General features: G+C 64.1%; 25 protein-coding genes. 17 read left to right on the top strand and 8 right to left on the bottom strand.

Annotated elements, in window-relative coordinates:
• Positions 1 to 20: 20 nt before the first annotated feature.
• Entirely contained in the window at positions 21 to 671 is a 651-nt protein-coding gene (locus IT775_RS15050) for a carbonic anhydrase (RefSeq protein ID WP_212701939.1), read from the bottom strand.
• Between the two features lie 135 nt (positions 672 to 806).
• Between IT775_RS15050 and IT775_RS15045 the strand changes: the two genes are divergently transcribed.
• The 3 genes from IT775_RS15045 (at position 807) to IT775_RS15035 (ending at position 3,511) form a co-directional block, all read left to right on the top strand.
• Positions 807 to 1,205 carry a hypothetical protein gene (locus tag IT775_RS15045; RefSeq protein WP_246525619.1) on the top strand — a complete coding sequence of 133 codons (399 nt, stop codon included), beginning with the start codon at positions 807 to 809 and terminating at the stop codon, positions 1,203 to 1,205.
• A gap of 65 nt (positions 1,206 to 1,270) precedes the next feature.
• Positions 1,271 to 2,656 (top strand): leucyl aminopeptidase family protein, encoded by a 1,386-nt coding sequence (locus IT775_RS15040; protein WP_212701938.1) that lies wholly within the window; start codon positions 1,271 to 1,273, stop codon positions 2,654 to 2,656.
• A 3-nt stretch (positions 2,657 to 2,659) separates the two neighbouring features.
• Positions 2,660 to 3,511: a C40 family peptidase gene (locus tag IT775_RS15035; RefSeq protein WP_212701937.1), complete on the top strand. Its 852-nt coding sequence runs from the start codon at positions 2,660 to 2,662 to the stop codon at positions 3,509 to 3,511.
• A 46-nt stretch (positions 3,512 to 3,557) separates the two neighbouring features.
• Here the strand turns inward: IT775_RS15035 and IT775_RS15030 are convergent, their stop codons facing one another.
• On the bottom strand, positions 3,558 to 3,902 hold the full coding sequence (locus tag IT775_RS15030) for a DUF2794 domain-containing protein (RefSeq protein ID WP_212701936.1): 345 nt from the start codon (positions 3,900 to 3,902) through the stop codon (positions 3,558 to 3,560).
• A 91-nt stretch (positions 3,903 to 3,993) separates the two neighbouring features.
• Positions 3,994 to 6,015, bottom strand: a complete 2,022-nt coding sequence (paaZ, locus tag IT775_RS15025) for a phenylacetic acid degradation bifunctional protein PaaZ (protein WP_212701935.1) — start codon at positions 6,013 to 6,015, stop codon at positions 3,994 to 3,996.
• A 110-nt stretch (positions 6,016 to 6,125) separates the two neighbouring features.
• On the opposite strand from paaZ, the gene paaI reads away from it, so the two are divergent.
• The 6 genes from paaI to IT775_RS14995 all read left to right on the top strand — a co-directional run bounded on the left by paaI (position 6,126) and on the right by IT775_RS14995 (position 11,092).
• Entirely contained in the window at positions 6,126 to 6,554 is a 429-nt protein-coding gene (paaI, locus tag IT775_RS15020; RefSeq protein ID WP_212701934.1) for a hydroxyphenylacetyl-CoA thioesterase PaaI, read from the top strand.
• 48 nt (positions 6,555 to 6,602) lie between these two features.
• A complete protein-coding gene (paaK, locus tag IT775_RS15015; protein ID WP_212701933.1) occupies positions 6,603 to 7,913 on the top strand; it encodes a phenylacetate--CoA ligase PaaK in 1,311 nt (436 codons plus the stop codon).
• Positions 7,914 to 8,489 carry a TetR/AcrR family transcriptional regulator gene (locus IT775_RS15010; RefSeq protein WP_212701932.1) on the top strand — a complete coding sequence of 192 codons (576 nt, stop codon included), beginning with the start codon at positions 7,914 to 7,916 and terminating at the stop codon, positions 8,487 to 8,489.
• A 100-nt stretch (positions 8,490 to 8,589) separates the two neighbouring features.
• The gene (locus IT775_RS15005) at positions 8,590 to 9,024 is read left to right on the top strand and encodes a c-type cytochrome (RefSeq protein WP_212701931.1); all 435 of its coding nucleotides are present in this window, start codon (positions 8,590 to 8,592) and stop codon (positions 9,022 to 9,024) included.
• Between the two features lie 117 nt (positions 9,025 to 9,141).
• Positions 9,142 to 10,254 (top strand): S-(hydroxymethyl)glutathione dehydrogenase/class III alcohol dehydrogenase, encoded by a 1,113-nt coding sequence (locus IT775_RS15000; RefSeq protein WP_212701930.1) that lies wholly within the window; start codon positions 9,142 to 9,144, stop codon positions 10,252 to 10,254.
• A gap of 91 nt (positions 10,255 to 10,345) precedes the next feature.
• Entirely contained in the window at positions 10,346 to 11,092 is a 747-nt protein-coding gene (locus tag IT775_RS14995; protein WP_212701929.1) for an NYN domain-containing protein, read from the top strand.
• A 6-nt stretch (positions 11,093 to 11,098) separates the two neighbouring features.
• Here IT775_RS14995 and IT775_RS14990 read toward each other — a convergent pair whose 3' ends face one another.
• Positions 11,099 to 11,719 (bottom strand): TetR/AcrR family transcriptional regulator, encoded by a 621-nt coding sequence (locus IT775_RS14990; protein ID WP_212701928.1) that lies wholly within the window; start codon positions 11,717 to 11,719, stop codon positions 11,099 to 11,101.
• 115 nt (positions 11,720 to 11,834) lie between these two features.
• On the opposite strand from IT775_RS14990, the gene mbfA reads away from it, so the two are divergent.
• From mbfA to IT775_RS14955, 7 genes are all read left to right on the top strand, one after another.
• The gene (gene mbfA, locus IT775_RS14985; RefSeq protein WP_212701927.1) at positions 11,835 to 12,809 is read left to right on the top strand and encodes an iron exporter MbfA; all 975 of its coding nucleotides are present in this window, start codon (positions 11,835 to 11,837) and stop codon (positions 12,807 to 12,809) included.
• Positions 12,810 to 13,119: 310 nt separating this feature from the next.
• Complete coding sequence (locus IT775_RS14980) at positions 13,120 to 14,043, top strand: AEC family transporter (RefSeq protein WP_212701926.1); 924 nt, start codon at positions 13,120 to 13,122, stop codon at positions 14,041 to 14,043.
• A 64-nt stretch (positions 14,044 to 14,107) separates the two neighbouring features.
• On the top strand, positions 14,108 to 14,938 hold the full coding sequence (gene fghA, locus IT775_RS14975; protein ID WP_212701925.1) for an S-formylglutathione hydrolase: 831 nt from the start codon (positions 14,108 to 14,110) through the stop codon (positions 14,936 to 14,938).
• Positions 14,935 to 15,390 carry a YaiI/YqxD family protein gene (locus IT775_RS14970; RefSeq protein WP_212701924.1) on the top strand — a complete coding sequence of 152 codons (456 nt, stop codon included), beginning with the start codon at positions 14,935 to 14,937 and terminating at the stop codon, positions 15,388 to 15,390. The genes fghA and IT775_RS14970 overlap by 4 nt, the downstream gene beginning before the upstream one ends.
• Positions 15,390 to 16,007 (top strand): HAD family hydrolase, encoded by a 618-nt coding sequence (locus tag IT775_RS14965; RefSeq protein WP_212701923.1) that lies wholly within the window; start codon positions 15,390 to 15,392, stop codon positions 16,005 to 16,007. Before IT775_RS14970 ends, IT775_RS14965 begins: the two co-directional genes overlap by 1 nt.
• A complete protein-coding gene (locus tag IT775_RS14960) occupies positions 16,004 to 16,921 on the top strand; it encodes an ornithine cyclodeaminase family protein (protein ID WP_212701922.1) in 918 nt (305 codons plus the stop codon). The genes IT775_RS14965 and IT775_RS14960 overlap by 4 nt, the downstream gene beginning before the upstream one ends.
• Positions 16,918 to 17,838, top strand: coding sequence for an alpha/beta fold hydrolase (locus IT775_RS14955; RefSeq protein WP_343231149.1), 921 nt, complete (start codon positions 16,918 to 16,920; stop codon positions 17,836 to 17,838). Before IT775_RS14960 ends, IT775_RS14955 begins: the two co-directional genes overlap by 4 nt.
• A gap of 200 nt (positions 17,839 to 18,038) precedes the next feature.
• Here IT775_RS14955 and IT775_RS14950 read toward each other — a convergent pair whose 3' ends face one another.
• Entirely contained in the window at positions 18,039 to 19,277 is a 1,239-nt protein-coding gene (locus IT775_RS14950) for an MFS transporter (protein ID WP_212701921.1), read from the bottom strand.
• A gap of 148 nt (positions 19,278 to 19,425) precedes the next feature.
• On the opposite strand from IT775_RS14950, the gene zapE reads away from it, so the two are divergent.
• Positions 19,426 to 20,481 (top strand): cell division protein ZapE, encoded by a 1,056-nt coding sequence (gene zapE / locus IT775_RS14945; protein WP_212701920.1) that lies wholly within the window; start codon positions 19,426 to 19,428, stop codon positions 20,479 to 20,481.
• 31 nt (positions 20,482 to 20,512) lie between these two features.
• Here the strand turns inward: zapE and IT775_RS14940 are convergent, their stop codons facing one another.
• The 3 genes from IT775_RS14940 to accD form a co-directional block, all read right to left on the bottom strand.
• Entirely contained in the window at positions 20,513 to 20,899 is a 387-nt protein-coding gene (locus IT775_RS14940) for a DUF302 domain-containing protein (RefSeq protein WP_212701919.1), read from the bottom strand.
• Between the two features lie 357 nt (positions 20,900 to 21,256).
• Positions 21,257 to 22,528 carry a bifunctional folylpolyglutamate synthase/dihydrofolate synthase gene (locus IT775_RS14935; protein ID WP_212701918.1) on the bottom strand — a complete coding sequence of 424 codons (1,272 nt, stop codon included), beginning with the start codon at positions 22,526 to 22,528 and terminating at the stop codon, positions 21,257 to 21,259.
• Positions 22,525 to 23,460: an acetyl-CoA carboxylase, carboxyltransferase subunit beta gene (gene accD / locus IT775_RS14930; protein ID WP_212701917.1), complete on the bottom strand. Its 936-nt coding sequence runs from the start codon at positions 23,458 to 23,460 to the stop codon at positions 22,525 to 22,527. The genes IT775_RS14935 and accD overlap by 4 nt, the downstream gene beginning before the upstream one ends.
• Positions 23,461 to 23,475: the final 15 nt, after the last annotated feature.

The following is a 23,475-nucleotide window of genomic DNA, read 5'->3' as shown; positions in this document are numbered from 1 at the left end:
CGCCGGAAAGACGGGGCGCTTCAGACGGCTTTGAACACGCCCTCTTCGGGCAGGTAATGTTCCAGGCTGCCTTCGCCGATATCGTTCCATACCCCGTGCAGCGACAACTGGCCGTTTTCGACCGCGTCCTTCACGAAGGGGAAGCTCATCAGGTTTTCCAGCGAGGTCAGGATCGCCTGTTTTTCCAGCGCGCGTTTGCGTTCGCCTTCGTCGGCGATGTCCTTCACCTTCTCGTAGCCGGGGCGCAGGATGTCCATCCAGCGGCCCACGAAGGACGATTTTTCCTCCAGCTCGGGCGCCTTGCCGGAACACATGTCATGGCAGCCCTGCACGCCACCGCAGCTGGAATGGCCCATCACCACGATATGGGCGACCTTCAGCGCGGTGACCGCGTATTCGACCGCTGCCGACGTGCCGTGGTGATCGCCGTCGGGTTCGTAGGGCGGTACCAGGTTCGCGATGTTGCGGTGGATGAAGAACTCGCCCTGGTCGGCGCCGAAGATCGAGGTCACGTGGACCCGCGAATCGCAGCAGGAAATGACCATCGCGCGCGGCCGTTGCCCTTCGTCCGCCAGACGGCGGTACCAGCTTTGGTTTTCCTTGTAGGAGGTGGCCTTCCAGCCCTGATAGCGCTGGACCAGATAGCTGGGCAGGGGTTTGGCATTCTGCATGTCATCGTCCTTGCGTTTATGTCGCTTCGACAGCGGTCATTAGCGCGGATTTGAGCAGTTTTCGAGGGAAAACATTGCCGGCCTCAACCTTTTGAGAACCTATCGCCGCCTAATCTGGGCGGGCAGGAGGGTTCCATGTCCGACAATACCAGCGCAAAGCAGATCATTCCCCTTACCCCGGAAGAAGGCGTGCGGATGAGCCGCGACCGACTGTCCCATCTATACGGTCAGTTCGGCGATACCTCGGCGGAAGATATCATTTCACGCGCGGTCGAGGCATTGGCGTTGCGGATGAGCGCGTGTCAGCGGCTGTACCAGGTCGGGCAGCGGCGGGAAATGCGCCGGAACCTGCGGTCGCAGATCGTCATTTCAGAACAGATCGGGATGATGTCGCTGGCCGATGCGGCGCGCAATGTCGTCGATTGTCTTGACCGTGATGACACGGTGGCGCTGGCGGCGACGCTGGCGCGTCTCCTGCGTATCGGGGAACAGTCGATGTCGGCGCTGTGGGATTTGCAGGATCTTTCGGTCTGATCCCCTTGCAGGCTGCGGTGGTTGGCGTAGGCTGGGCTGGAAATCAGACAGAAAGGCCCGATCCGATGACGCCCCGATTTGCCCAATCCAGCGAAGCCGCGATTCCAGTTCATGTCGTCGACAAACATGCGTTGCAAGACTGGCTCGACCGGCAACCGGCCCGGATCCAGACCTGGGTTCATGGCAGCGGTTTCAAGCCCGCGATCGGCAAGGCCCTGCTGATCCCCGGCGCCGAGGGCATGCCTGAGGCGGTGCTGATCGGCTATGGCACCGAAGTGCAGCGCAAGCGCGGCCGCTTCCACCTTGCCGCCGCGGTGCCGTCGCTGCCGGACGGGGCCTATGAAATCGTTTCCGGCCTGCCCGAGGACAGGGTCGAGGAGGAAGCTCTGGGATGGCTGCTGTCGTCCTATGTGTTCAACCGCTACGCTGGCAATGGCGGGGCGGAGGTGCATCTGCTGCCGCCCGCCGGCGTCGATGCGGCGCGGCTGGAAATCATCGCCGCGGGCGAGTGCCTGACCCGCGACCTGATCAACACGCCCGCCTGCGACATGGGGCCGGAAGCGCTGGAAGCGGCAGCGGCGCAGCTGGCGGCGGAACACGGGGCGACATTCGCGGTGATCCTTGGCGATGACCTGCTGGAGCGGAATTTCCCGATGATCCACGCGGTGGGCCGGGCCAGCGACAAGGCCCCGCGGCTGATCGAGATGAACTGGGGCGACAGCGGTCCGAAGCTGACGCTGGTGGGCAAGGGCGTATGTTTCGACACCGGTGGCCTGAACCTGAAACCGGGCGCCAGCATGGGATTGATGAAGAAGGACATGGGCGGCGCGGCCACGGTTCTGGGGCTGGCGCACATGATCATGGCACTGGGCCTGCCGATCCGGCTGCAGGCGCTGATCCCGGCGGTGGAAAACGCCGTGTCGGGCAATTCCTTCCGGCCGCAGGATATCCTGACCTCGCGCAAGGGGCTGACGGTGGAAATCAACAATACCGACGCCGAGGGGCGGCTGGTGCTGGCCGATGCGCTGGCTTATGGCGCCGAGGGCGATCCCGACCTGATGCTGTCGATGGCGACGCTGACCGGCGCGGCGCGGGTGGCGATAGGCCCGGACATCGCGCCCTATTTCACCGATGACGATGCCATCGCCGCGGCGCTGGACGGTGCCGGGGCCAAGGTGGCCGATCCGGTTTGGCGTTTGCCGTTCTGGGACCCCTACGAGGACGATATCGAGCCGGGAATTGCCGATCTGGACAACGCGCCCAAGGGCGGGTTCGGCGGCGCGATCACCGCGGCGCTGTTCCTGCGCCGGTTTGCCGGTGACGATACCCGCTACACCCATTTCGACATCTATGGCTGGCAGCCGAAGGCCGCTCCGGCACGGCCCAAGGGCGGGGTCGGCATGGGCGCGCGGGCGCTGCTGGAAGCCTTGCCGGGCGTATTGGGGCTGTAACCGATGGACCGACGTCTGATCCCGGCGAATGCACGGGTTGCCGCAGTATCGCTGCGGGGGAAGGTCGACGCGCCGTTTTATACCGAGGGCGAAAGGCGCCTGGTGGCGCGGCCCGTTGTCGATCTGCTGAACGCGCCGCTGGGCCGGCGCGAGCGGCAACTGGTGATGGGCGAGGCGGTGCAGAGGTTCGAATCGCGCGACGGCTGGGCCTTCGTGCAATGCGAACGCGACGGCTATGTCGGGTATCTACGGGCGCAGGATCTGGAGGATCGGCGCCCGACCACCCACAAGGTCACCGCGCGCTCGACCCATGTCTATTCCGCGCCCAATTTCAAATCGCCCGAACGGATGGCGCTGAGCCTGGGGTCGAGGTTGCGCGCCACCGGCGAAGAGGACGGGTTCCTGGTGCTGGCCGAGGGGTACATGCCGTTGCAGCATGTCCGGCCGGTCGACAGTTTTGCCAGTGACGTGGTGGCGGAAGCCGAGCGCTATCTTGGCGCGCCCTACCTGTGGGGCGGTAACAGCATCTGGGGCATCGATTGTTCCGGGCTGGTACAGGCGGCCTGCCAGGCCTGCGGGCTGGATTGTCCCGGTGATAGCGATCAGCAGGAAGCCGGGCTGGGCCGGCTGCTGCCCGAAGGGACCAAGCCTCGGCGCGGCGATCTTCTGTTCTGGAAGGGGCACGTGGCGCTGGTCGCCGGGCGCGGGCGGATCCTGCACGCCAATGCCTTCACGATGACGGTGACCCACGAAGACATGGAAGCGGCGATCAAGCGGATCGCGGCGCAGGGCGACGGCCCGGTGACGGCGCATCGGCGGTTGCCACGGGCGAAGGGCAAACAGGGCGAGGGCTGAAGGTCCAGCCCGGCGCCGTTCCGGTTTCGCCGGTATCCTGCCGGGATTATTCCACCGCGCGGATCAGCTTGCGTTCCAGCACCCTGAGAACCGCTTTCAGGTCCTGACCGCGTTTCAGCACCTGCCCGTCCATGCCGACGACCGAATACTGGCCCTGCCTGTTGCGCAGCTTGGGGCGTTTTTCGATGCGGTAAAGCGGGTTTTCGGCGGTGCGGCGGAAGATCGAGAACACGGCCATGTCGCGCAGGTAGGAAATGCCGTAATCGCGCCATTCGCCGGCGGCGACCATGCGGCCGTAAAGGCCGAGGATCACGCCCAGTTCCTTGCGGTCGAAGGCGACCTGTTCGGGAATGCCCTGCCGGGGGAAGGGCGTGGGGGTTTGCATGGTCATACAAACAGAATCGCGCCAAAGCGGGCGCAAATCAAGTGTCTTGAAGGCGGGCCGGGCCTGAACGGCCCGGCCCGCGGCCCGCTTGCGGGCCTCAGCGGTCGTAGCTGACCATGGTCAGCAGTTCGTATTCGGCGACCTGTTCGTCGTCCTGATTGGTCAGGGTGACGTTCCAGGCGACCTCGCCATAGGTGTCGGTGCGCTTGGTCTTGCGCTTGCAGGTCAGCCGCACCTTGATGGCGTCGCCGGGGCTGACCGGTTTCTGGAAGCTCAGACCGTTCAGGCCGGTATTGGCCAGAACCGGACCCGGATCGGGCTGCACGAACAGACCGGCGGCGAAGCTGAGCAGCAGGTAGCCATGCGCCACCCGGCCGGGGAAGAACGGGTTCGCCTTGGCCGCCTCTTCGTCCATGTGGGCATAGAAGGTGTCGCCAGTGAAATGGGCGAAATGTTCGATATCGTCGAGCGTCACCGTACGCGGATCGGTATGGATGGTTTCGCCGATCGCGATTTCGTTGAAGGCGCGCTGGAACGGATGCTGCGGGCCGGTGGTTTCCGCCGATCCCTTGATCCACGTCCCGGTGATCGCGCTGATCATGTCGGGGCTGCCCTGGATCGCGGTGCGCTGCATGTAGTGCAGAACGCCGCGCACACCGCCCAGTTCCTCGCCGCCACCGGCGCGGCCGGGGCCGCCATGCACCATGTGCGGCAGGGGTGATCCGTGGCCGGTCGCCTCATCCGCCGAGGCGCGGCCCACGATGTAGATCCGGCCATGCCACGCGGCGCTGGCGAGCGTCACGTCGCGCGCGACGCCGGGATCGTTGGTGAACAGCGAGCTGACCAGAGAACCGCCGCCGCGATTGGCAAGCTGGGCGGCATGGGGCAGGTCGCGATAGGGCATCAGCGTCGTCACCGGGCCGAAGGCTTCGACTTCGTGCACCGCGGTGGCGCTGTCGGGATCGTCGCAGGCCAGCAGGGTCGGCGGCAGATAGGCGCCGGTGCTCAGATTGTCGGACAGCGCATCGGGGCCGCCGCAAATCAGCCGGGTTTCCGCCGCGAGCGTTTCAAGCCGGTTCAGTACGTCGGCCTTCTGATCCAGAGAGGCCAGCGCGCCCATGCGGGTTTCCTTGGCCGCGGGATCACCCAGCACGGTGTTGCCGAGCTTTTCCGACAACGCCTTGGCCACGTTGTCCAGCTGTTCCGCCGGAACGATCAGGCGGCGCATGGCGGTACATTTCTGGCCCGCCTTGGCGGTGACTTCGGTGGTCGCTTCCTTGATGAAGCGGGCGAATTCGGGGCTGTCCGGGGCGGCGTCGGGGCCGAGAATCGCCGCGTTCAGGCTGTCCTGTTCGGCCAGGAACCGGGTCGAATTGCGCAGCAGATTCGGGTTCGAGCGCAGCATGTTCGCGGTGTCGGCCGAGCCGGTGAAGCTGACCACGTCCTGCGCGCCCAGCCGGTCCAGAAGGTCGCCGGTGCGCCCCACGATCAGCTGTGCCGCGCCGTCGGGCAGCAGGCCCGATTCGATCATCATGCGGAAGCAGGCCTCGGTCAGGTAGGAGGTCTGGGTCGCCGGTTTGACGATGGCGGGAACCCCCGCCAGCAGCGTCGGGGCGAGCTTTTCCAGCATACCCCAGACCGGGAAGTTGAAGGCGTTGATATGCACCGCGACGCCCTGCAGCGGCACCGCGATATGCTGCCCGAGGAAGGTGCCCTTGCGCGACAGCTGTTCGACGTCGCCGTCGATATAGACATGGCCGTCGGGCATTTCGCGCCGCCCCTTGGAGGCAAAGACGAACATCGTGCCGATGCCGCCGTCGATATCGATGGCGCCGTCGCGGCGGGTCGCGCCGGTCAGCGGGTTGAGGGCGTAGAGTTCTTCCTTGCGGCCGTCGAGATAGGCCGCCAGCGCCTTGAGCATCTTGGCGCGTTCATGAAAGGTCATCGCGCGCAGGGCCGGGCCGCCGGTATCGCGGGCGTAATCCAGCATTTCCTGCATGTCGATCGCGGCCCCGCCCGCGACGGCGATCGGTTCGCCGCTGACCGGGCCGATGACGGTGGTGGCGGTTTCGCCCGGCGCGATCCAGCGTCCGGCGGCGTAGCTTTCTGGTTTCAGCATGTTCGTTCCTCCGATTGGCGTGCATCCTGCGTCAAAGCGAAGAGGATTTCAACACTATTGACCGACCGGTCGGTTATATGTCAGGATTACCGGGTATCGAGGAGGACATCATGACGCCGCAACGCCGCGCCGAACGCAGTGCCGAACAGATGTGGTCGACCGATCAGGCGACCCAGGCCCTGGGGATGGAAATCACCCGGATCGCCCCGGGGGAAGCGGTGATGACCATGCGGGTGCGCGACGAGCACCTGAACGGCCATCACATTTGCCACGGCGGCTATATCTTCACTCTGGCCGACAGTGCCTTTGCCTTTGCCTGCAACAGCTACAACAAGATCGTGGTGGCGCAGGAAAACACCATCACCTTCATCAGCCCCGGCAAGGCCGGCGAATTGCTGACCGCCACAGCGACCGAGGTGTCGCTGCAGGGCCGGTCGGGTGTCTATGACGTGGTGGTCACGGGCGAGGACGGCCGCAAGGTTGCGCTGTTCCGGGGGCTGTCGCGGCAGATCTCCGGCCAGCATTTCGAGGAAGACTGACAACGCCCGCCCCGCACGCACAACCGGGGCATTTCGGGAGGAATTCACATGGAAGACCTGTCACCCAAGCCGGGGGATCTGGAACATATCGAAACCGCGTCGCGGGACGAGATCGCGTCGCTGCAGCTGCAGCGGATGAAGTGGTCGCTCAAGCACGCCTATGACAACGTACCGTTCTACAAGGAAAGCTTCGACAAGGCCGGGGTGCATCCCGACGATCTGAAATCACTGTCTGACCTGTCGAAATTCCCCTTCACGGTGAAGCAGGACCTGCGCGACAACTATCCCTTCGGCATGTTCGCGGTGCCGCGTCAGCAGATTTCGCGGCTTCATGCATCATCGGGTACGACCGGTCAGCCGACCGTCGTGGGGTATACCAAGAACGACCTGGACATGTGGGGCGGCGTGGTGGCGCGGTCGTTGCGCGCCGCGGGCCTGCGTCCGGGCGACGTTTTGCACAACGCGTATGGCTACGGTCTGTTCACCGGGGGCTTGGGCATTCATGGCGGCGCCGAAAAGATGGGCCTGACCGTGGTTCCGGTGTCGGGCGGCATGACCCAGCGGCAGGTGCGGGTGATCGAGGATTTCGGCGCCGACGGCATCACCGTGACGCCGTCCTACGCGCTGTCGATCCTTGATGAATACGCCAAGCAGGGGCTCGACCCGCGCAAAAGCCCGCTGAAGGTGGGCATTTTCGGCGCCGAGCCGTGGACCAATGCGATGCGTCTGGAGATCGAGGAAGCCTTCGACATGCACGCGGTCGACATCTATGGCCTGTCGGAAGTGATCGGGCCCGGCGTCGCCAACGAATGCGTCGAAACCAAGGACGGGCTGCATATCTGGGAAGACCACTTCTATCCCGAAGTGATCGATCCCGAAACCGGCGAGGTCCTGCCCGATGGCGAACTGGGCGAATTGGTTTTTACCTCGCTGACCAAGGAAGCCTTCCCGATCATCCGCTACCGCACCCGCGACCTGACCCGGCTTCTGCCCGGCACCGCGCGCAGCATGCGGCGGATGGAAAAGGTCACCGGCCGCAGCGACGACATGATCATCCTGCGCGGCGTTAACGTGTTCCCGACCCAGATCGAGGAGCAGCTGATGACCGTCGAAGGCCTGGCGCCGCATTTCCAGATCGAACTTGCACGCCCCGACCGGATGGACGAAATGACCGTCCATGTGGAACTGTCCGATGGTGCCTCGGTCGATATCATCGAAACCGCGGCCAAGGACCTGAAGGGCAAGGTGAAGTCCAACGTGGGCATTTCGATCAAGGTCAACGTGGCCGAGCCGGGCAACGTGGCGCGCAGCGAAGGCAAGGCTGTGCGGATCATCGACAACCGCCCCAAGGAGAGCTGAATGGCGCGCGGACTGGCACGCGATCACGATGAAAAACGGGCGGCGCTGCGCAAAGGCGCCGCCGCCTATTTCGCCACGCATGGGTTCGACCGCGCCTCTATGACCGGGGCGGCGAAATCCTGCGGCGTGTCGAAGGCGCTGATCTATCATTACTGGGCGTCGAAGGAAGACCTGCTTTACGATATCCTCGACGAGCATCTGACCGAACTGGCAGACGTTGTCGAAGCGGCGCGGAGCGAGGGGATGCGCGGGCTGATCCGGGTCATTCTCGAAGCCTATGCCGACGCCGATGCAGAGCATAAGCTGCAGCTCGACGCTCTGGGCGTGCTCCCCGAGGACAAGCAACGGCCGCTTATCGCGGCGCAAAGGCGCTTGGTCGACATCATGTCCGAGGCTGTGCTGGACCAGGCGCCGCGACTGGCGGACAACCCCGACCGGCTGCGCGCCGCTACGATGAGCGTTTTCGCGGTGCTGAACTGGTTCTACATGTGGCACCGTCCCGGCAAGGGGCTGAGCCGGGAAGAATACGCCGAACTGGCGGCGGATTTCGCCATCGGCGGGCTGAAGGCGCTGTAGGCGCGGGGACTGGTCGGAAAAGTTTCGCCGGGTGCCGGGATCGGGCCTTTTCTTGCCGGGCGAAAGCTCTACCCTGTGCGCGAACAGATAGGAGAGCAGGATGAAATACGCAGCCGTTACACTGACGATGACCCTGGCGCTGGCCGGCACCGCGCTGGCCCATGGTGGTGTCAGCAACCCCACCGTGAAGGCCCGGATGGCGTTGATGGAGGAGATCAAGAACGCAACCGGCGTCATCGGCGGCATGGCCAAGGGCAAGATGGCGTTCGATCCCGACCGGGCCGCGGCCGCCACGGCGGCGTTGCAGGCATCGGCGGCGCAGATTGCCGACGCATTCGAAGCCCCCGCAAACGACCCCAAGAGCGAAGCATTGCCGGAGATCTGGGAAAACTGGGATGACTTTTCTGCCAAGGCCGATGACCTGGTGCGGGCCGCCTCGGGCATGGAAACCGGGTCACTGGAAGGTGTGCAGGCCGGCCTTGGCGCGTTGGGCGCAACCTGTGGCGGTTGCCACAAGAGCTACCGGATGGACTAATCCGAACGTGCCCCATAGAACCATCGAAAATTTCGATGGTTCCCATCGAAGACGCATTTATTGATCGCCTGTCCCATCTGGGGCAGTGTCCCGTCAGCAAACATTGGAGGACGCGAGATGCGCACCACAGCAGCCGTGGCTTTGCAAGCCGGCAAGCCCCTTGAAGTGATGGAAGTGAACCTCGAAGGTCCGAAAGCGGGCGAGGTTCTGGTCGAAATCAAGGCTACCGGCATCTGCCATACCGATGAATTCACCCTGTCGGGCGCCGATCCCGAAGGATTGTTCCCGGCGATCTTGGGGCATGAAGGCGCCGGTGTCGTTCTGGAAGTGGGCCCCGGCGTCACCAGCCTGAAACCGGGCGATCACGTGATTCCGCTCTACACCCCGGAATGCCGTGAATGCGAATACTGCCTGAACCCGAAAACCAACCTGTGCCAGTCGATCCGCACCACGCAGGGCCAGGGGCTGATGCCGGACGGGACATCGCGTTTCTCGATGCTCGATGGCACGCCGATCCTGCACTACATGGGCTGTTCGACCTTTTCGAACCACACCGTGCTGCCGGAAATCGCGCTGGCCAAGGTGCGCCCCGACGCACCGTTCGACAAGATCTGCTATATCGGCTGCGGCGTGACCACCGGCATCGGCGCAGTGATCAACACCGCCAAGGCAGAGATCGGCAACCGGTCGATCGTGTTCGGCCTGGGCGGTATCGGGTTGAACGTCATCCAGGGCCTGCGGTTGTCAGGGGCTGACCAGATCGTCGGCGTCGACCTGAACCCGGCCAAGGTGGAAATGGCGAAGCGCTTCGGCATGACCGATTTCGTCAACCCCAACGACGTCGAGGGCGACCTGGTGGCGCATCTGGTCGAACTGACCGGCGGCGGGGCCGATTACACCTTTGACGCCACCGGCAATGTCGGCGTGATGCGCACCGCGCTGGAAGCGGCGCACAAGGGTTGGGGCGAATCGATCATCATCGGCGTGGCGCCGGCCGGTGCGGAAATCAGCACCCGCCCATTCCAGCTGGTCACCGGGCGCAGCTGGCGCGGCACCGCCTTTGGCGGCGCGCGCGGGCGCACCGACGTGCCCAAGATCGTCGACTGGTACATGGACGGCAAGATCGAAATCGATCCGATGATCACCCACACGTTGAGCCTGGAAGATATTAACAAGGGCTTCGATCTGATGCATGCGGGTGAATCGATCCGCTCGGTGGTGGTTTACTAATCCCCTCCGCGCCCCCATCTTTGAGGTATCTAAGCGAAAGCCTCCCCGGGTGCGCCCAAAGCGGGCGCGCCCCAAGAAAGAAAGAGCATTCATGCCGAACCGTACGCCCCTTCTCGCCGTCCTGATCGACGCCGACAACGTCTCTGCCAAATATGCCGAGCCGATCTTCGAAGAGATCGCTTCGCTGGGCGAGGCGAGCATTCGCCGCATCTATGGTGATTTTTCGGGTGGTGCGCCGCAGGGATGGTCCAAGGACAAGCTGGCGGCGCTGGCAATCGTCCCGCATCAGCAATTCGCCAACACCACCGGCAAGAACGCCAGCGACATCGCGCTGGTGATCGACGCGATGGACATCCTGCATTCGGGCCGTTTCGACGGTTTCGTGCTGATTTCCTCGGACAGCGATTTCACCCGCCTGGCCAGCCGGATCCGCGAACAGGGACTGGACGTGTTCGGCATGGGCATGCGCAAGACGCCTGCCGCCTTCGTCAAGGCGTGCAAGCGCTTCATCTATGTCGAGAACCTTGTCGAACAATCGGCGCCGGCGAAATCCAACGCGGGTTCGAAAGGGGAAAAAGCCGCCGGAGAAACAGCCTCCGGCGACGAGGTGCGTGCGGAGGATCCCGCCCGGCTGGTGATCCGGGCGATGGACGCGATCAACCAAGACGACGAATGGTATTCGCTGGGCCTGATCGGTCAGTTCATCACCCAGGCCAATCCCGAATTCGATACCCGAAGCTACGGCAAGAAGAAGCTGAGTGACCTTCTGGCGGGGCTGAAACGGTTCGAAATGAAACGCGACGACACCAACCAGTACCTTGTGCGCCGGATCGACTGACCGGGCTCAGGTGCCGTAGCGGGCCATGAACATGTCGACCGCGCCGTCCACGACCCGGTCGATTTCCGCCTGCGAGAACTCGGTGTCGACGCCGAGGATCACGCGCGGGAATATATCGACCCTGCACAATTCGATGAACTGGTCTGCGGCGAGGTCGAAATCCTCGATTTGCAACTCGCCGCGGGCGCAGCTGCGACGCAGGTATTCGCTCAGCCGCCGCCGCCCCTCCAGCGGGCCGGTCTGGTAGAATTCGCGGCCAAGCTCGGGGAAGCGTTCGGATTCGCCGACACAGATCCGGAAAATCCGCTGCGAAAATTCCGAGGTGATGATTTCCAGCGTCTTGCGCCCGAGCAGGCGCAGGATGTCACGCGGCGGGGCATTGAAATCGGTCGGTTCCGCGGTCTCGTACGCCTGCCGGTCGCATTCGCTGCGCGCCACTTCCATGAACAGCAGGCGCTTGTCGGGGAAATAGCTGTAAAGCGTCGCCTTCGACACGCCTGCCGCCTTGGCGATGTCATCGACGCTGGCGCCTTCGTATCCGTCGGTCATGAATACCTGCCGCGCCCCCTGCAGGACCTGTTCGAACTTGCGTCCGGTGCGAATGACGGCTTTGGTGGCGGTGCTCATGGGCGTCCTTTGCTTGGAGGGCGACTATAAACTGATCGGTTCAGTTTCATCAAGGCGCGTCTTGCAGCCCGTGGCGCAACCGGATAACTTAGAATTATTCTAAAGAGGGGTAACCATGCGCTTTTCCATTCAGCGGAGACATTTCAAGGATCTGAGCGAACAGGAAGTTTTGGCCCTGGCGATATCTTCGGAAGAGGACGACGCCCGCATCTACCGCAGCTATGCCGAACGGTTGCGCTCCGACTTTCCCGATTCCGCGAAACTGTTCGAAGAAATGGCGGCTGAAGAAGACGACCATCGCCAGCGACTGATCTCGATGCATGAGAACCGCTTCGGTTCGGTCATCCCGCTGATCCGCCGCGAACACGTGGCGGGTTATTACGCGCGCCGCCCGGTGTGGCTGGTCGAAAACCTGGGCCTCGACCGGATCCGGGAAGAGGCCGAGGCGATGGAACGCGATGCCGAACATTTCTACCTGGCGGCGGCCAAGCGCAGCACCGATGCCGCGACGCGCAAATTGCTGGGCGACCTGGCGGCGGCCGAGGCGGGCCATGCGCATCACGCCGAGGGCTTGGCAGAGGATTTGCTCGACGAAGATACCCGCGGAGAGGAAGACCGAGCGGCGCATCGTCAATTCGTTCTGACCTGGGTGCAGCCGGGCCTGGCTGGGCTGATGGACGGATCGGTATCGACGCTGGCGCCGATTTTCGCCACCGCCTTTGCCACCCAAGACACCTGGACTACCTTCCTGGTCGGATTGGCGGCCTCGGTCGGGGCGGGGATTTCCATGGGCTTCACCGAGGCGGCCTCGGATGACGGCGAATTGTCGGGTCGGGGGTCGCCGATCAAGCGCGGCTTCGCCTCGGGCATCATGACGATGGTGGGGGGCTTGGGCCACGCGCTGCCCTATCTGATCCCGGATTTCTGGACCGCGACCGTGACCGCCTTCATCGTGGTGTTCATCGAACTTTGGGCGATCGCCTGGATCCAGAACAAATACATGGATACGCCGTTTTTCCGTGCCACCTTGCAGGTGGTGCTGGGCGGGGTGCTGGTGTTTGCGGCGGGCGTCCTGATCGGATCGGGTTAGGGGGCGCTGCCCCCGTCGCGGCAAGCCGCGACTCCCCCGGGATATTTGCAAAAAGAAGAAGTCACGGAATCACCCCCTGCGCTGGAAACGGGACACAGGGGGCTTCTCCTTTTACGGTCATCGGCGTCCCCGCCTGTACCGCGAGATATGCCTAGCGCATTAACGTTAACGCTTGGTTTCTTCTTCTTTTCGAAAATATCCTCGGGGGTGAATTGGCCGTATGGCCAAGAGGGGGCGGACAGCCCCCTTGCCCCGCCCGCCGCAGGCGCAAAAGGATTGACCCGGCGCGCGGCCGTGCTAGGCAGGCTGCATGGTTGAAATCTTTCTCAAGACGTTGCCCTTCTTCCTGATCATCGGGCTGGGCTATGGCGCCGGGCGGACGCGGTTCTTCCCCGAGGACGCCACCGCCTGGCTGACCCGGTTCGTGTTCTACTTCGCGCTGTCCGCGATGCTGTTCCGGTTTTCGGCCAACCTGTCCTTGGCCGAAATTTACGATGCGAAATTCATTCTGGCCTATCTCAGCGGAACGGCGGCGATTTACCTGCTGGCGACCGCCGTCACGCTCATCCGCGGGCGCGGGGTGGAGGAGGCGGCAGTCGAGGCGCAATGCGCGGTGATCGGCAATGTGGGGTTTCTCGGTGTGCCGATGCTGGTGCTGCTGTTGGGGCCACAGGCGATCGGGCCGGTCATGCTGGTTCTGGCGGTGGACCTGATCGTGTTCGGCAGCCTGATCGTGATCCTGATCACCGGGTCGCGCGACGGGCGGGTGTCGTTGGGTGTCCTGCGCACCGTCGGGCTGGGATTGCTGAAAAACCCGATGATCGTGTCGATCGCCATCGGACTGAGCTGGGCGGCGCTGGAAATCCCGATCCCGGACCCGCTGAACGAATTCGTGTCGATCCTGGGCGCGGCGGCGACACCCGGGGCGCTGTTCGCCATCGGCGCCTCGCTGGCCTCGAAATCGGCCGAGCGGCTGACCACGGCGGGTTGGCTGTCCTTCTGCAAGCTGGTGCTGCACCCGCTGGCGGTGGCCGGGGCGGCGTTGCTCCTGTTCGGGGTGGAGCGTTACGCGGCGGGCGTGATGATCGCCGCCGCGGCGCTGCCGGTGGCCGGGAACGTCTATATCCTGGCGCAGCATTACGGCGTCGCGCCGCACCGGGTGTCGGCGACGATCCTGATTTCCACCGCGTTGAGCATTTTCACCGTTTCGGCGGTGATCGCCTGGGTCGGCTGACACCGGTGCTTGCCGTGCTCCCGGTGCTGGGTTAGCCATGAGGCAAACCGGATGGGAGAGCGTGATGGAAACCATTTCTGAAAACAGGTGTTTCGGCGGCGTGCAGGGGGTTTACAGACATCCCTCGAAGGCCACCGGCTGCGACATGACCTTCGGGCTGTTCCTGCCCGAGGAGGCCGAGGATCATCCGGTGCCGGTGCTGTGGTACCTGTCGGGGCTGACCTGCACCCATGAAAACGCCATGGTCAAGGCCGGTGCGCAGGCCTGGGCGGCCGAGCAGGGGATCGCTTTGGTCTTTCCCGATACGTCGCCGCGCGGCGAAGGCGTGGCCGACGACGAGGCTTACGACCTGGGCCAGGGCGCGGGGTTCTACGTCAACGCCACGCAGGATCCCTGGGCGCCGCATTTCCGAATGTGGGATTACGTCGCCGATGAATTGCCGCGGCTGATCACCGGCGATTTCAACATCGACGAGGATCGCCAGTCGATCACCGGCCATTCGATGGGCGGGCATGGCGCGCTGACGCTGGCGATGTCGCTGCCGGGCCGGTTCCGCTCCGTTTCGGCCTTTTCGCCGATCTGCCACCCGACGGCGAGCGACTGGGGCCGCAAGCAGCTGGGGGCTTACCTGGGCGATGACGAAAGCACCTGGGCGGTGCATGACGCAACGCTGCTGATGCGCGAGAAGGGGCTGGATATCCCGCTGCTGGTCGATACCGGCAGCACCGACCAGTTCGTCGATCTTCTGATGCCCGAAGCCTTTGCCGAGGCGGTGAACACGCGCCGCGTTCCGGCGACGCTGCGGCTGCAGAAAGGATACGATCACAGCTATTTCTTCGTCTCCAGCTTCATCGAGGACCACGTTTCGTTCCACGCCGAGGCGCTGTACGAATGACCGCGCTTTACATCGACGCCGACGCCTGCCCGGTGAAGGCCGAGGCCGAACGGGTGGCGACCCGGCATCGGGTGTCGATGTATCTGGTCAGCAATGGCGGGCTGCGCCCGTCGGTCAATCCTCTGGTCGAAACGGTGATCGTTCCCGAAGGTCCGGACGTGGCCGACATGTGGATCGCCGAACGCGCCGGGCCGGGCGACGTTGTGGTGACGGGGGACATTCCCTTGGCGGCGAAATGCGTGGCGGCAGGGGCGCAGGTGCTGAAACCGAACGGCGAAGCGTTGACCGAGGCCAATGTCAGCAACGCTTTGGCCACCCGTGACCTGATGACCGATCTGCGAGCGTCGGATCCGTTCCGGCAGGGCGGCGGCAGGGCCTTTTCCAAGGCGGACCGGTCGCGGTTCCTCGATGCCTTGGAACGGGTGTTGCGCAAGGCGAAGGGAACGCGGTGATGCCCAAGGCGGTGGTGTTCGATATCGGCCGGGTGTTGATCGAATACGACCCCGAAGGATTTTATGACGGCGTGATCGGGCCGGAGCGGCGCAAGGCGTTGTTCGATGCGGTCGATCTGCACGGGCTGAACCTGCGGGTCGACGCGGGTGAGCGACTGCATGAAACCTTTGCGGAAGCGGCGTGCAGGCACCCCGAATTCGGCAACGAGATCGCACTCTGGGCCGATCGCTGGATCGAAATGGCCAGTCCCGAGATTCCGCACTCGGTGCGGCTGCTCATGGCATTGAAGGCCAAGGGCGTGCTGGTTCTGGCGCTCAGCAATTTCGGCGCGGAGACGTTCGAGATCGCGCGGGCGCATTACCCGTTCCTCGACCTGTTCGATCAGCGTTACGTGTCGGCGCATCTGAAGGCAATCAAGCCCGGTCCGGGCATCTACGCCGCGCTGGAACAGGGCAGCGGCTTTGCGCCCGGGGAATTGCTTTTCACCGACGACAAGGCGGAAAATATCGAAGCGGCGCGGCAACGCGGTTGGCGCGTGCATCTGTTCGAACACCCGCAGGGCTGGGCCGACTGCCTGGTCGAACATGGAATTCTGAACGAGGAGGAAGCGGCATGAGCATTCCCATTATCCCATTCGAAGAAGGCGAAAATCTGCTCGACTGGATCGGATTCATCGAGGCGCTGGCGGAGGGGCATAAATTGCCCAAGGCTGAGGTCGCGGACAGTTTCCTGTATCGCGGCGATGACACGCTGCTGAACCGGGCGGCCTGGATCGACGGGTTGGGATTGGCGGTGAAATCGGCGACGATCTTCCCCGGTAATCCGAAGCAGGACAAACCGGTGGTCAATGGCGGCATGGCGCTTTACGGCGACCGCGACGGGATGCTGGAAGCGATGGTCGATTTCCATTTGGTGACCAAGTGGAAAACCGCCGGCGACAGCCTGCTGGCGGCGACCCGGCTGGCGCGGCCCGACAGCCGCAAGATCCTGATCGTCGGCGCGGGCACGGTGAGCCGGTCGCTGCGGCAGGCCTATGGCGCGGCCTTTCCCGAGGCCGAATTCACCGTCTGGAACCGTACGATCGAGAATGCTGAGAAGATGGCGGCGGAATTCCCCGGCATGCGGGTTGCTTATGACCTCGAAACGGCGGTGCGCGGCGCCGACATCGTCACCAGCGCCACGATGAGCACGGAACCGGTGTTGAAGGGCGCATGGCTGCAGCCGGGGCAACATGTCGACCTGATCGGCGCCTACCGCCCCGACATGCGCGAAGCCGATGACGAAGCGTTGCAGCGGGCGCGGGTCTTCGTCGACAATTTTGGCACCACGATCGGCCATATCGGCGAAATCGAGATTCCGCTGCGAACCGGCGCGATCACCCGGGATCACCTCGTGGCCGACTATTACGATCTGGGTGCCTTCGCGCGGCGGTCCGATGACGACATCACCCTGTTCAAGAACGGCGGCGGCGCGCATCTGGACCTGATGACCGGACGCTATATCTTCGATCGCTGGCAGGCGGCGCAGTGAACTGGGGTCTCACGCTTGCCGCGGGCGTCCTGGTGGCGCCCTTCCTGCGTGAGGCGCTGCGCCTGCGCATGGGCGCGGCGGCGCGGCAGTCGGCGCCGGGCGATTTCGCTGCGCTGTCGCAGGGCGTTACCCACTACCGCTGGCAGGGGCCCGAGAACGGGTCGGTCGTGGTTCTGGTGCATGGCCTGACCACGCCGTCTTTCGTCTGGCAGGGCGTCGCCGAGGGGCTGGTGCAGCAGGGATACCGGGTGCTGAGCTATGATCTTTACGGGCGCGGGTTTTCCGACCGGCCCGGGGGCGCGCAGGACCGGGCGTTTTTCCTGCGTCAGCTTGAGGACCTGCTGAAAGATCAGGGCGTCGCGGACGGATTCACCTTGGTCGGCTATTCGATGGGGGGTGCGATTTCTGCGGCCTTTGCCGCCGCTAATCCCGGCCGGGTTAGGCGGTTGATCCTGCTGGCCCCGGCGGGGACCGAACCGTTGCTGGGGCGTATGGCGCGGCTGGTGCGGGCAGTGCCCGTGCTGGGCGACTGGCTGATGCAGGTCAGTTTCCCGCGCGCCCATCGCAAGGGAACTGAGGCGGAACGCGACCTGCCGACATCGGTGCCCGGTATCGTCGATCTGCAGCAGGCCGAACTGCGCTGGCGCGGCTTCATCCCGGCGGTGCTGTCGTCGCTCCGCCATATGCTGGGACAGGTGCAGGAGGATGACCACCGCGCCGTCGCGGCGGCGGGCCTGCCGGTGCTGGCGATCTGGGGCGCCGGGGACACGGTGATCCCGATCCGCGCCAAGTCGGCGCTGGAGCGCTGGAACCCGGGGGCGCAACATGTGGTGGTCGCGGGGGCGGGGCATGGCGTGACCTACACCCATACCGGCGAGGTGATAGCGGCGATGCGGGCGTTTCTGTCGGAAAGCTAGGCTGGCCCTGCGATTGGCCCGAACAGCGGCGCTCTGCGCCGCCGGGACGCGCCCTCCCCCCCCTTGGGAGGGCGCACTTGCGATGTCGCATACCGTTCAGGGTTCATGCGGGGCTTCAAGATAAACTGCCAACAAAGAAGCTTGGGTGCGCCCACCCGAGGGAGGGTGCGGTCCTTTAATGCGCTCCATCAGGCCCGCGATCAGGTCAGGATTTCCACCCGCTTTTCCCGCACCGGCAGGTGGATCAGCGCAGAAAACGCCCCCACTCCGACACCGATCCACCAGACCGCCTCATAGGATCCGTAAAGGTCATACATCCGCCCGCCCAGCCAAACGCCCATGAAGCTGCCCAACTGGTGGCTGAAGAACACGATGCCGTAAAGCGTCCCCATGTAGCGCAGCCCGTAAAGATGCGCGATCAACCCGGATGTCAGCGGCACCGTGGCCAGCCACAGCGCCCCCATCGAGACCGAGAACAGGATCACCGTCGCGGGCGTCATCGGCACCAGGATGAAGGCGGCGGCGACGAAGGTGCGCAGGGTGTAGATCCCCGCCAGAAGGTATTTCTTGGAAAAGCGGTTGCCCAGCCAGCCGGCGAACAGCGTGCCGCCGATATTGGCCAGCCCGATCAGCGAAATCGCCACCGCGCCAAGCGCCGAAGTCGTGGTGATGCCGACCGAATGCAGCACACCTCCGGGCAGGATCGGGCCGCACATTTCGGTCACGAAGGCCGGGAAATGGGCGGTGACGAAGGCCAGCTGATAGCCGCAGGAAAAGAACCCGAGGAAGATCATCGCATAGGACGGATCCCTGAACGCTTTCAGCAGGATCGCTCCCATGCTTTCCTGCAATTCGACTTTGCTGGCGACCGGGGTTGGCGCTCGCATCAGCGGCAGGAAGACCAGCACCAGCAGGATCGAGGCGGCGAAGGTGAGGAACACACTTTGCCAGGACATGAAGCGCAGCAGGTATTCCGCCAGCGGCGCGCCGAACACCTGACCGGCGGACCCGGCGGCGGTGGCGATGGCCAGCGACATCGACCGGTTTTCGTCCGAGGACGCGCGGCCCACCACGGCCAGGATTACCCCGAACCCGGTGCCGGCGATGCCGAAGCCGACGAAGACCTCGTAGACCTGATGCGCCAAGGGCGTGGTCGACCAGGACGACAGGACCAGACCCAGGGCATAGGTCAGCGCCCCGAGCACGATCGCCCGCTTGTCGCCCAGTTTCTCGGCGATGGCGCCGAAGATCGGCTGGCCGATGCCCCAGGCGAGGTTCTGGATCGCGATGGCCAGGCTGAATTTCGAACGCAGCCAGCCGAATTCCTCGGCGATCGGGATCTGGAATACGCCGAAACTGGCGCGGATGGCGAATCCGGTCAGGATGATGATGCAGCCCACGATCAGGACCGGGTTCATAAGGGGTGTGCGCTGTTGCATCGGGGCCTCCTGTTCGCGGTGCAAAATGGGTGGAAATGAACAGGTGGTCAATTCAGACTTTGTGTCGATACACTTCACGACCCGTGACAGTATGCCGTTGTGAACATCGCCCCTTTCGCTTGGCCCATGCTTTAGCTATGTCGATCCCATGACCCGGATTCAGGACACATACGCGGCCCGCACCGCCTTGGGCGAGCTTCACCACGACCCGGCGCAGGAAGCGGTGCTGCCCGAGCTTGACCGCATCCGCGAGGCGCTGGCCAAGCCGGTGAAGAAGGGGCTGTTCCGCAAGGCGCCGGAACCGCCAAAGGGGCTCTATCTCTGGGGTGGGGTCGGGCGCGGCAAGTCGATGCTGATGGACCTGTTCGTCGAAAGCCTGAGCGTGCCGGTGCGCCGGGTGCATTTCCACGCCTTCATGCAGGAAATCCAGGACGGGATTCACGAGGCGCGGCAAGGCGGGGTCGAGGATTCGCTGGCCCCGGTGGCGGAAAAGGTCGCGAAAGAGGTCAAGGTGCTGGCCTTCGACGAGATGCAGATCACCGATATCACCGACGCGATGATCGTCGGCCGGTTGTTCGAGATTCTGTTCAAGGCCGGCGTCGTGGTGGTGACCACCTCGAACCGGGTGCCCGACGACCTCTATAAGGATGGGCTGAACCGTCAGCTTTTCCTGCCCTTCATCGACATGCTGAAGCAAAAGATGGTGGTGTGGGAACTGATCAGCCCGAACGATTACCGGCAGAACCGGCTCAGCGGCGCGCCGGTCTACTTCACCCCGATCAATGCCGACAGCCGGCAGAAGATTCGCGAAGTCTGGGAACATCTCAGCGGCGGCGAGGCCGAAAAGCTGGTGCTCAAGGTCAAGGGCCGCGAGGTGGAAGTACCCCAGTTCCGCAACGGCGTGGCGCGGGCAAATTTCTATGACCTCTGCGGCCGGATGCTGGGCGCGGGCGATTACCTGGCGCTGGCCGAAGCGGTCAAGGTCCTGATCCTCGAAGACATCCCGCGCCTCGGGCGCAGCAATTTCAACGAAGCCAAGCGCTTCGTCACCCTGATCGATGCGCTTTACGAAGCGAAGGTGCGGCTGATCTGTTCGGCCGCGGACGAACCCGAAAGCCTCTATATCGAGGGCGAGGGCGTGTTCGAGTTCGAGCGCACCGCCAGCCGGCTGCGCGAAATGCAGTCCGAGGACTGGGCCGGCTGATCCGCCGCGCGCCTGTTTCGTCCTAAGCGGATCAGGCCGCGTCGACCGCGCTTTTCAGCATCTCCTGCACCTGACCAGCGACTTTGTGAAGCTCCGCGTTGTCCACCGCCGCCATCGACGCGACGGGATCGACCGCGCTGACCTCGGTTCCGCCCTCGACTTCGCGCAGGATGACATTGCAGGGCAGCATCGCGCCGATCCGGGCTTCGAGCCCGATGGCTTCCCACGCCATGTTTGGATTGCAGGCGCCGAGAATGCGGTAGCCGTCCATGTCGCGGTCGATCTTCTTCTTCATCGTGGCCTGGACATCGATTTCGGTCAGAACGCCAAAACCCTTCTCCATCAGAGCCGCGCGAACACGTTTGTCGGCATCGTCGATCGTGGTGCCTTCAAGCAGGCGGTCATATGTGTAGGCCATGTGAAATCTCCTGAGCTATCATTTGTCTTGTCGGAAGGTCGTCTTTTGCAGCCGATCTTATCGCAGGCGGGGGCGATGAAAAGCGTGGTGTCCGTAAACTCGTCGTGATGCGCCGGTTCGGTTTCGCAAGAAAGCTGCTGTCAAAAAGAAAGGGGGCCGTTGGATCGGCCCCTCTTCCCTTGTCCTGCCTGTCAACCTGTCGATGTTCCGTTCCGAAATAGGCGGAAACGGAAAAGGCGATGCCCCACGCCCTCGAATTCCGTGATTCGAATCTAGGCGAATCAGTGCGAATCAGTCAACTGCCGCTGATTCGATTTCCCCGATTCGGCGATGATATTTAGTATAGGCTGCCGACTTTCAGCCGTTTTCACGCAACACTGCGCCCGCAAGGTAGAGCGATCCGCAGATCAGGATGCGGGCATGCGGGGCGGTTGCGGCGATGGTGGCGACGGCCTCGGCCACCGATCCGGCGGTCCCGGCCTGGATCCCGGCGCGGGTTGCGTGCCCGGCGGTTTCCTCGGCGGGCAGGGTGTTGGCCTCGCCGGGGATCGACACGGCGGTCAGGCTTTTCACATGCGGCGCCATCGGGGTGAGGTAGCCGGAAATGTCCTTGGTGTTCAGCATGCCGCAGACAAGGTGGGTCGGCCGTTCCGGCAAAGTGGCCAGATGCGCCGCCAGCGCCTGGCCGGCGGCGGCGTTGTGGCCGCCCTCAAGCCACAGTTCGGCCTCGGGCGCGGCCTCGATCAGCGGGCCTTCCTTCAGTCGCTGCATCCGCGCGGGCCAGAAGGCGTTGCTGACGGCGGCCTCGCAGGCGGCTTCGCCCATCTGCAGGTGGCGCAGCGCGGCCAAGGCGGCGCCCGCGTTCTGGATCTGGTGTGCGCCGGGCAGATTGGGCAGCGGCAGGTCGACAAGCCCGGTTTCATCCTGGAACACCAGCCGTCCGCGTTCTTCATAGGCGTGCCAGTGCTGGCCGTGCGCGATCAGCGGCGCGCCGAGCCGGTTTGCCTGCGCCTCGATCACATCCATCGCCTCGTCTGGTTGCGGGCCGACGACGCAGGGCACGCCGCGCTTGATGATCCCGGCCTTTTCGCCCGCGATTTTTCCAAGCGTGTCGCCGAGGAACTGTTCGTGATCGATGGAAACGGGCGTGATGATGGTCAGCGCCGGATTTTCGATCACGTTGGTGGCGTCGAGACGCCCGCCAAGGCCGACTTCCAGCAGCGTGTAATCGGCCTCCACCCGCGACATGGCCAGCAGGGCCGCGCAGGTGGTGATTTCGAAATACGTGATGTCGGCGCCGTCATTGGCGGCATAGCATTCGTCCAGCACCGCCATCAGGTCGGATTCGGAAATCAACTCACCGGCCAGCCGGATGCGTTCGTGGAACCGCGCCAAGTGCGGCGAGGTATAGGCGTGCACGCGTTTGCCCGCCGCTTCCAGCCCGGCGCGGATCATCGCCTGGGTCGATCCCTTGCCGTTGGTACCGGCGATATGGATGACCGGCGGCAAACGGTCCTGCGGATTGCCGAGCGCATCCAGAAGCCGCCACATCCGGTCCAGCGTCAGGTCGATGATCTTGGGGTGCAGCGCCATCATCCGGTCGAGGATGGCGTCGGATCCACCGCTCATTTCCCGGCGTCGTCCCCGGCCGCGGCCTGCGCCGTGTCCGGCGTTTCGCCGTCGGGCGCGGGCAGGTCGCCCTTGATCGCGGGCGGCAGGCCCATCAGCATCCGGGTGATGGTGATCAGTTCGTCACGCATCTCGGTCCGCTTGGTGACCCGGTCCAGCATGCCGTGATCCAGCAGGTATTCGGCGCGCTGGAAACCTTCGGGCAGCTTTTCGCGGATCGTCTGTTCGATCACGCGGGGACCAGCGAAACAGATCAGCGCATTCGGTTCGGCGATCTGAACGTCGCCCAGCATCGCGTAGGAGGCGGTGACGCCGCCGGTGGTCGGATGGGTCAGCACCACGATATAGGGCAGGCCCGCTTCCTTCAGCATCTGCACGGCAACGGTGGTGCGCGGCATCTGCATCAGCGACAGGATGCCTTCCTGCATGCGGGCGCCGCCGGCGGCGGAAAACAGAATCAGCGGGCGCTTCAGTTCGACCGCCTTTTCGGCCGCCGCGATGATTGCGTTGCCGACATACATGCCCATCGATCCGGCCATGAAGGAAAAATCCTGCGCCGCGGCAACGATCGGGGTGCGGCCGATTTCGCCCATGGCGACCAGCATCGCTTCCTTTTCGCCGGTCTGCTTCTGCGCGGCCTTCATGCGGTCGGGATATTTCTTCTGATCGCGGAAATGCAGCGGGTCGGCGATCGGTTCGGGAACCTCGATCTCGGTGAAGATGCCGCCGTCGAAAAGGCCTTTGAAGCGGTCGCGCGGGGTGATCGCCATGTGGTGGCCGCAACCGGTGCAGACATGCAGGTTTTCGCTCAGTTCGCGGTGGAACAGCATGGTTCCGCATTCGTCGCATTTGGTCCACAGGTTTTCCGGCACCTCGCGGCGCGAGAAGATCGAGTTGATCCGCGGGCGGACGTAGTTGGTGATCCAGTTCATGAGCGGTTTGACCCC

Source organism: Thalassovita aquimarina (genome assembly GCF_018219815.1).
In the GTDB taxonomy this organism is placed as follows: domain Bacteria; phylum Pseudomonadota; class Alphaproteobacteria; order Rhodobacterales; family Rhodobacteraceae; genus Thalassobius; species Thalassobius aquimarinus.
The sequence above is the reverse complement of the archived record's forward strand: the minus strand, read 5'-3'. Positions and strand labels throughout refer to the sequence as shown.